The organism is Croceicoccus sp., assembly GCF_983967925.1.
Map to the genome: position 1 here is coordinate 1 of NZ_CFETID010000056.1, position 5,471 is coordinate 5,471.

Annotated in this window: 4 protein-coding genes and 1 pseudogene; all 5 read left to right on the plus strand. The window is 61.8% G+C overall.

The genetic code is table 11. The features are described from left to right. Positions 1 to 272: pseudogene (locus tag AC4FIJ_RS16220) on the plus strand (hypothetical protein); the annotation flags it as partial. Positions 273 to 658: 386 nt separating this feature from the next. Then, the gene (locus AC4FIJ_RS16225) at positions 659 to 1,006 is read left to right on the plus strand and encodes a hypothetical protein (protein ID WP_185885855.1); all 348 of its coding nucleotides are present in this window, start codon (positions 659 to 661) and stop codon (positions 1,004 to 1,006) included. 118 nt (positions 1,007 to 1,124) lie between these two features. Continuing rightward, a complete protein-coding gene (locus tag AC4FIJ_RS16230) occupies positions 1,125 to 1,523 on the plus strand; it encodes a response regulator (protein WP_185885854.1) in 399 nt (132 codons plus the stop codon). A 151-nt stretch (positions 1,524 to 1,674) separates the two neighbouring features. Beyond that, positions 1,675 to 3,174 carry a DUF7125 family protein gene (locus AC4FIJ_RS16235; protein WP_185885853.1) on the plus strand — a complete coding sequence of 500 codons (1,500 nt, stop codon included), beginning with the start codon at positions 1,675 to 1,677 and terminating at the stop codon, positions 3,172 to 3,174. Then, positions 3,174 to 5,177, plus strand: a complete 2,004-nt coding sequence (locus tag AC4FIJ_RS16240) for a hybrid sensor histidine kinase/response regulator (RefSeq protein WP_185885852.1) — start codon at positions 3,174 to 3,176, stop codon at positions 5,175 to 5,177. The genes AC4FIJ_RS16235 and AC4FIJ_RS16240 overlap by 1 nt, the downstream gene beginning before the upstream one ends. The last annotated feature ends 294 nt before the right edge of the window (positions 5,178 to 5,471 follow it).

Here is a 5,471-nt window from a genome sequence, read left to right on the forward strand (position 1 = left end):
AAAAGTGGACGACTTTTACGCCGCCCGCAGCAGCACTTCGCCGCCGCTACCGTGGTCTAATTTTGCACCGCCGTTCTCAGTTGATCCGCCATACGGAGGACGATTTCGACCTCGTCGGATGTGTAGATTGCATCATCGCTCCGGCCTGCGGCCTGACCAGCGTGTTGGACGAAGCCTTGAGCGCGTTTCTCGGTGTGCTTGACCGCTATACCCTTGCCGATGTGCTGGCGAGAAAGGGTAGTTTTCTACAGCTACTGAAAACCACCGGATAGTGGATGATCGCTGTCAAGCGAGTAGCACGGTCCAAGCAGCTCAATGGAGTTGATTACGGCAATGGCCCTTTGCGGACCGCCCGCTTTTTTGGCTAAAAAACTGCGAAAGCGCACGTCCGGGCACCCGGGTTTCTTGGCCAGCTGCGCCGACCAAAGGGATATTCGCACCGCGAAATCAGATCCTCGAGAGCGGCATTTCGTTCAGGCAAATGCTGGATCCGCCAACCGAAGCGGAAGCACGGTCCTACAAACGACTTACCAAGAAGCTGCCGTCGTTCGGCCGCGACGCCTGAAGTTTATGACTGCAGGACCGCCACTCGTATTTTAAGCTGATCAACAGATCTGACGCAACGACGCGTGACATGAGTAAAGGGATCCTCTAGCGCGTGGCGACGCCCCGGCGGTATAGGGTCCGAATTCGGTTTGTGCTGATAGAGGCTTCGAGCGGAGGATACGACTGCATCCTGCTCGATGTCGACAACGGTCCCGAAGGTCTGACCAGACGCTGCAACGATTGGCTTTATTCCGCTGCCGGCCTTCTTGCGGCGCGAAACGCCCTGTGGCCCGAAGGCCTGCTCGCGATCTGGTTGGCGGGGCACGACGATCGCTTTGCCGGCCGGCTCGCGCGAAGCGGATTTTCCGTGCGCGTGATCGAGGCCAGGCACGATGCCCATTGGCAGGGCGAAGACGACATAGAGGCGCACGTCATCTTCCTGGCCCACAAGATCCCGTGAGCCGGGGCGGTCCGGGAAAGATGGTCTGCTCAGGAACCACGCAACCCCATATGCGTATTGAAATGAGAAGTTATTAGCACGTTCATAGTGGGCGTCCGCTTGGAGGTCGCAACGCATCGTGCAGCAATCCGAAAATGTAACGCCGCCCTCTATCGAAGGGCTCTTGGTTCTCGTGTGCGAGGATGAAGGGCTTATCTGCATCTTGCTCGAAGACATGCTCGAAGACGCTGGTTGCTCTATCGTGGGGCCTTATTCGTCGATAAGCGAAACGATGGAGGCGATCGAAACGGTCGAATTCGATGTGGCGCTCGTCGACCTCGGCTTGGCAGACGGACCTTCCGATCCCGTACTTGAGGAATTGGGCGCAAGGTCGAAATTTTTCGCGATCATGAGCGGCAACACCACAATTGGCGATTTCGATGCCGCCGCGAGCCTTCCCAAACCTTTCACCTTTGACGATGTCGTGGACACGCTGAGGCTTCTTGCCCAGCGCCGGTCCGATCTTTCGCAAACCTGATCCCGGCGGCCCTTCGGCGCGTGGAGCGGCGTGACGGGCTGGGCATGACGCAAGAGTTTCGTATCTTTACCACGCGATGGCCGCTAGATGGCGAAACGGCCGAGCGGCATGACGCCTGCTCGCGTCATCCAATCCGATTTGAGACAGACGCATGACCGAACCGACTCCCAAGGCTGCCACCGGTGTCGAAGGTCTCGACGCAATTCTCGGCGGTGGGCTGACCCGCGGACGCGTATTCCTGCTGGAAGGCGATCCCGGAACGGGCAAGACGACGATTGCCACCCAGTTCCTGATGAACGGGGCGGAGCTAGGCGAAAGCTGCCTTTACATCACATTGTCGGAGACAGAGGAGGAACTGCGCGAAAGCGTCGCCTCGCACGGCTGGACCCTGCCCGATTCGATCCAGATCTTCGAACTAATCCCGCCCGAAAGCCTGCTCGACGATGACCAGCAGCAAAGCCTGCTCTATTCCTCGGACCTGGAACTGGGCGAAACGACCAAGCGCATCTTCGAGGTTTATGAAAAGGTCAGGCCGCAGCGCGTCGTGCTCGACAGCCTGTCGGAAATCCGCCTGCTGGCGCAAAGCTCGCTTCGCTATCGCCGCCAGATCCTGGCGCTGAAGCATTATTTCGCGAAACAAGGCGCCTCGGTGCTGATGCTCGACGACCTCACGTCGGAAGCGGCGGACAAGACCGTGCACAGCGTCGCGCATGGCGTGCTGCGGCTTGAGGAATTGTCGCCCGATTACGGCGCGGAACGGCGGCGGCTGCGCGTGCTGAAATATCGGGGGCAGCGTTATCGCGGCGGCTATCACGATTTTATCATCGCAACCGGCGGCGTGCGGGTATTCCCGCGCCTCGTCTCGCTGCAACACAAGACCAATTTCGATCGCCATCCGGTCCTGACCGACAGCCCTGAGTTGAATGCCCTTTTGGGCGGCGGCTTCGAACGCGGGTCGAGCGCGCTGGTGCTGGGTCCGGCGGGCACGGGCAAGTCGCTCTTTGCGCTGACCTTCATCAAGGCCGCGATTGAAAAGGGCGGCAAGGCGGCAATGTTCATCTTCGATGAAGAGCTGGGCCTGCTTTTCACCCGCGCGCTGGGGCTCGACATTGATCTGCAGGCGATGGTCGATACCGGCAATCTGGTGATCGAACAGGTCGATGCGGCCGAACTGTCCCCCGGCCAATTTTCGCAGCGCGTGCGAAGCTGCGTCGAGAAATATGGCGCGCAGACTGTCGTGATCGACAGCCTCAACGGCTATCACGCCGCTATGCCGCATGAATCGGCGCTGATCCTGCACATGCACGAATTGTTGCAATATCTGAACCGGCAGGGCGCGACGACATTCCTGACCGTGGCGCAGCACGGGCTGGTCGGCGACATGCGCTCTCCGGTCGATGTCACCTATCTGGCCGACACGGTCGTGCTGCTGCGTTATTTCGAGGCGGCGGGCCGCGTGCGCCGCGCGATATCCATCGTAAAGAAGCGCACCGGCGCGCATGAGGACACGATCCGCGAGTTCCGCATCGACAGCCACGGCATTTCGCTGGGCGATCCGCTCACCAAGTTCCAGGGCGTGCTGCGCGGCGTGCCCTCGGTCATCGGCGAGCCCGAGCTTATGGACCTGACGCCTCCGGCGATGCGCCCCTGATGAACCTCACGCAATCCGAACGCGCCATCGTTTTGGCACCGCGCGGACGGGATGCGGACATCGCGGTGGCCATGCTGCGCGATGCCGGGATCGCCAGCACGGTGGCGCCAAACGTCGCCGCGCTGGTCCGGTTGCTGCGCGCCGGTGCGGGCTTTGCCGTGGTCACGGACGAGTCGTTCCACCGCGCCGACCTGCGCGCGCTAGATGCCTTCGTGCGCGATCAGGAGGAATGGTCCGACTTCCCCTTCATCCTGCTCACCGAACGGGGCGGCAGCATCGAGCGCAATCCGGCGGCGGGCCGCTATCTGGAGATGCTGGGCAATGTCACCTTCCTCGAACGCCCGTTCCACCCCACCACGCTGGTCAGCATCGCGCGCGCCGCGCTGCGCGGCAGGCTGCGCCAATACGAAGCGCGACTGCGCCTCCAGACCATCCGCGACCGCGAGGAACAACTGCGCATCGCGCTTTCGGCCGGGAGGCTGGGGGCATGGTCGCTGGATGTCGGCACGATGAAACTGGCCGCGTCCGAACATTGCAAGGCGAATTTCGGCTTTGGCGCGGGCGATGATTTTACCTACGAGAAGCTGCTTTCCAGCATCCATCCCGATGACCTGGACGCAATGCAGGCCGCTGTCGCGCATGCGCTGGAAACGGGGACCGATTACGATATCGAATATCGCACCGTGTGGCCCGATGGATCCCGGCACTGGGTCCATGTCAGGGCGCGGCCCGAACTGGATGGGAAAGGCAATCCGCTGCGCATGACCGGCGTCAGTCAGGACATTACCGAGCGCAAGGCATCCGAAGAAACGCTGCGCAATTTCACGGTCGAGCTGGAAAAGCGGGTCGAGGAGCGGACGCTGGAGCGCGAGGCCGTCAGCGCCCAGCTGCACGAGGCGCAGAAGCTGGAAACGCTGGGCCAGCTGACCGGCGGCGTGGCGCATGATTTCAACAATCTGCTGACCCCGATCGTGGGCACGCTCGATCTTGTCCGCCGCAGGATCGAGGACGAGCGCATGCAAAAGCTGCTGGACGGAGCGCTGCAGGCCTCCGAACGCGCCCGCACGCTGGTCGCACGCCTGCTGGCCTTTGCGCGGCGGCAGAACCTGGAAGCGCGCGCGACCGATATCAGCCTGCTGGTCGAAGGCATGGTCGATCTGATCCAGCGATCGATCGGTCCAACGATCCATATCGATTTCGCGACGAACGATACCGGCGCCACCGCGATGGTCGATCCCAACCAGCTCGAACTTGCGCTTCTCAATCTTGCGGTGAATGCGCGCGATGCGATGCCGGACGGCGGCTGCCTTAAGCTGCGGACGCGCAAGGTGACGCAGAGCGATGGACGCCATGGCCTGCCCGATGGCGACTATGTGCTGGTCGAGGTTACCGACACTGGGGTCGGCATGGATGCGGCGACCCTGTCCCACGCGATCGAGCCGTTCTATTCGACCAAGGGCGTGGGCAAGGGTACCGGTCTTGGCCTGTCGATGGTGCATGGCCTTGCCGGACAGTCGGGCGGTTTCCTCCAGCTCGATAGCGCAGAGGGCTACGGAACGACCGCCACCCTGTGGCTACCCGCAGCCGATCCCGAGGCGCTGGCAGCGCCGGACAAGCTGGAAGAGTGGTCGCAGGGCCAAACGGGCCTCAATATACTGCTGGTCGATGACGAGGCGCTGGTCCGTCAGGGGACCGGGGCCATTCTCCACGATCTCGGCCACAATGTACTGGAGGTCGATGCAGGGGGCGACGCTTTGGGCGTATTGCGTTCGCAGCCCGTCGACATTCTTGTCACCGATTATCTCATGCCTGGCATGAGCGGCCTTGAACTGGCGCGTTCGGCCCGCAAGCTTAGGCGCGACCTGCCGGTGCTGATGATCACTGGATTTGCCGATCTGGTCGATGATAGCGCCAGTGACGTGTCCCGCCTTTCCAAGCCGTTTCACGTGCGTGAACTGGCCCAGGCGATCGAGAGGGAAATGAACCGACCTGCCGGGCAATAGGCGTTTGGGGATGAATACCGGCCTGATATAAGCGAAGGAAAATCGCTAGGCCTTAGCTGCCTTTGGGCATGCCTGCATTGTGCCCCAGCATCAGGCCCGCCCGAACTGGCTACGTCCGCTTCTGGCGCTCGCTAAAGCGCAGACCGACGTCTGGTAGCGGGCGCGTTGCCGACGCCCGGATAATTCGGCTGGAATGTCTGCTATCCGGATCTGTCGCCCGAAAGCCGCCGTTCCGGTTTGTCCGACTTTGCGGTCATACGGCATCACAAAAGCGTGCAGGGCAGGGGGCCGAAA